Raw genomic sequence first — 3,739 nt, 5'->3', positions numbered from 1 at the left:
CCCGGACCTCAACTCCGACCAGTACACGTATAACAGCTTCGCCGAGATCACCAGCCACACCGACGCGAATAATCACATCACGACCTACACGTATGACGGCAACGGCAACCTCACCGTCGTGAAGGATGCGCTGAACAACCTGACGACGATGACCTACACGGCCAACGGCCGCGTGGCCACGATCAAGGACGCGAACAATCGCGTGACGTCGCTCCAGTACGACAGCCAGGACAGGCCAACGACGGTCACGAACGCCGACAATACCACGGTCGTCTACGGCTACGACAGCCAGGGGGATGTCAGCTCGAGGACGGACGAGCGGGGCAACGCCACGACCTACAGTTACGACGCGATGAACCGGGAAACCGGCTCGACGGACCCGCTGGGCAACCGCACGACCTGGACGTACGACTCCGGCGGCAACCCGACGGTCACGCAGGCCCCAACCCCGTCCGGGGCGACGGCCCGGACGACGACGATCCAGTACGACGCCATGAACCGCGCCGTCACGGTCACGGCGCCGCTATCTCGCGTGACGGTCTACGGCTACGACGCGGCCGGGAACGTGACGAAGGTCACCGACCCGATGAGCCGGATCACGACCGTCAGCTACGACGCCCTCAATCGCCCGACCGTGGTGACCGCGCCACTCACCGGCGCATCCAACGCCGTGACGACGTCGACCTACGACGCCGAGGGCCAGAAGTTGACGGTGACCGACCCGATGAGTCGGGTCACGACCTACGCGTATAACAACCGCGGCTGGGTCGCCACCGTCACCGACCCGCTGGGCAATACAACGACCTATTCGTACACGGCCACCGGCAAGCCGTCCACCGTCACGAGCCCGAACACCAGCGGCGGGTCCACCGAGTCGTATTTCTACGACAACGACGATCGCCTGGTGACTGTCACCGACGCCCTCAGCCACAGCACCGTACGCGGTTACGACGCGGTCGGCAACCAGATCACGTTCAAGGACGGCAACGGGAACGTGACGACGATGGCCTATGATTCGCGCAATCGGCTCGCCACCGTGACCGACGCGCTGGGCCATGCCACGGCCTACGGCTACGATTCGGGCGGAAACCAGCAAACCGTCAAGGACGCCCTTGGCAACGTGACCACGACGCTCTACGATGCGCTCAACAGGGCCACGACCGTCATCGATCCGCGGAGCGGCCAGACCACCATGTCCTACGACGCCGCCAGCCGCATGACCGGCCTGACCGACCCGGTGGGCAACCGCACCACCTGGGCCTACGATTCGGCCGATCGCATGACGACGATGACGGATCCGCTGAGTCACTCTGCGACGTACTCCTACGACTACGACGACGAGCTGACCGACAAGACCGACCGCAACGGCCGCCGCACGACCTACTCGTACGACTCCGGCGGCCGCGAGACCGGAGAGACCTGGCTGACCAGCTCGGGCGGCGTCTCCAACCGCGTCACGTACACCTACGACGCCGACTCCGAGATGACCGGCGTCACCGACAGCTACGCAATCCTGACCATGACCTTTGACAGCGGCGGCAACCAGCTCACCGTGGCCGAGTCCGGCCCCGGCACGGGCCAGCCGAGCCTCACGCTGACCTCCACCTACGACAAGTACCACAACCGCCTCACGTTGGTCGACAACGTCACGTCCAATGTGGGCCGGACCACCTTCACCTACGACGCGGCCTTCCGGCTAACGTCGATCGCGGCCTCCTACAACGGCGTGGCCGGCCCGCAGGTCGTCCTCGGTTACGACGCCGCCAACCGCGAGACGTCCATCAATCGGACGATCGGCGGCAGCGGCACCGCCCTGAACACGACGCTGGTGTACGACGCCGCCAACCGCATCGGCACGATCACCCACCAGACCGGCGGCGGCACGGCCCTGGCCACGTACGTCTACGGCTACGACAATGCCAATCGCGTCACGACCGAGGTCAACGCTGAGGGGACCGTCACCTACACGTATGACTCCAGTGGTGAATTGCTGACGGCCAGGGGCTCGCGGACCGAGGACTATAGCTACGACGCCAACGGCAACCGAAACATGACGGGCTACTCCACCGGCACGGGCAATGAGCTGACGGCCTCGCCCGGGACGACGTACACCTATGACAATGAGGGGAACCTCCAGGCGCAGTCGAACACATCGACTCACGTCGCGACCACATACGCCTACGACAACCGCAATCGTCTCACACAGGTCACCACAGGCGGGACGGTCGTGGCGACGTATACCTACGACGCCCTGGACCGACGCATCGGCTTCAAGGACAACGGCACCCAGTCCTGGGTGGCCTTCGACGGCACGAACCCATACGCCAATCCGTACGCCGATTTCAACGGCTCGGGTACACTACTCACCCGGTACGTGAGCGGCCCCGCCATCGACGAGCTGTTCGCCCGGACGTCGTCGGGCGGCACGTCTGCATGGTACCTCGAGGATCGGCTGGGCTCGGTGCGAGACATCATGTACACGTCCGGAACGGTCATCGATCACGTAGTCTATGATAGCTACGGCAGCATTCTCAGCGAAAGTAGCGGGGGCGCCAACGGTGACCGTTTCAAGTACGCAGGCATGGAATGGGATGCAGCAGTCGGGCGGAGTTTCGATCACGCGAGGTGGTACGATTCGAGTTTAGGACGGTTCGAGTCCCAGGATCCGACGTGGTTTCGAGCGGGAGACTGGAACCTTTATCGCTATGTAAACAATAACGCTCCCAGTTGGTCAGATCCCACCGGCCTTCAACCGCCAGCGCAGGGCATCAATGTACCAAATCTGGGGGGAAACACGCCTGGTGCACCTAACCGAAACAACCCTAGTCGCAACCAACTGCCAGACTTGAGTAATGCTGATCTGAGCAAACTCACACAGCAGCAAATAGAAGCTGGCCTAAAACTGTATCAGCAGCGGGCCGAACGGAATATGAAGGAACGCGAGCAATACACAAAGGAAATAGAAACATTTTATAAGATGCATGACTACACTCTTCGATTGTCGAGATGGGGTATAGAGGCCAGATTCGCATTAACTGACGCGATAAAGAAGTATATGGCCGGATTTTTTGACAGTATGGTGAAGAAGATAGAAGAGATGGAGAAACAAGTTGTTGCACTTCAAGAGAAGCAACGAATTATTGAGGCATCCCTTGAGGCGCTGCAGGCGCGGCAGTTTCAGATGATCTTGAACAACCAGTGGAACGAAATGCAGAAGCAGGAACAACAAGGGAGTTCCGGAAATCACAATCAGGAAAAATAGCAAAACGCCCTCGTTGTGAGTAGTAATTTGCGCCGTACATGCCGTCCAGCTTGGCACACATACGAATATCTACGGTTGTGCCATAAAATCATAGCTAAGAGCATTAGTGGTCTACGTCCCAACTCGCTACCGAGGTGTCAGATGAAGTCCAGGCCTCCGGTTCACGCCGTATTTCTAGGAGTGTGTGCACTGGCTTGGGTGGTCGGTTTCACCGCGCGACAAGTGCGATCTGAGGAATACTCCCTTAAAGGGGAAAGCCAACCGGAGAAGGAGCGCAAAGGTAAGATGGAAGATCATCTAGGACACGTTGTCGATCTCAGCAAGCTCTCGAATGGGCAGCTAGAGGGCTTGCTGGAGCTTACCAAGGCAAAATATGATCGTGCTATGCGGGAGAGGGAGCAAATTCGTAAAGAAATCGAGGCGTTTTTGGCTTACGTCAACCTGTTCGATGACCTACGTCCGAAAGTCCCTGCCAGC

The 3,739-nt window shown here is 60.0% G+C and carries 2 protein-coding genes; both read left to right on the top strand.

The genetic code is table 11. The annotated features are described in order from the left end of the window. Positions 1–3,262, top strand: a 3,262-nt coding sequence (locus G6O54_RS36520) for an RHS repeat-associated core domain-containing protein (RefSeq protein ID WP_304511165.1), incomplete at its 5' end; no start/stop codon positions are given. A 141-nt stretch (positions 3,263–3,403) separates the two neighbouring features. After that, positions 3,404–3,739 (top strand): hypothetical protein (locus tag G6O54_RS36515; protein ID WP_165235900.1); only part of this gene is annotated, 336 nt, incomplete at its 3' end.

Origin of the sequence: Aquisphaera insulae (assembly GCF_011064615.1) — a bacterium.
Lineage (GTDB): Bacteria > Planctomycetota > Planctomycetia > Isosphaerales > Isosphaeraceae > Aquisphaera > Aquisphaera insulae.
This window is presented reverse-complemented; position numbering and strand designations above follow the sequence as displayed.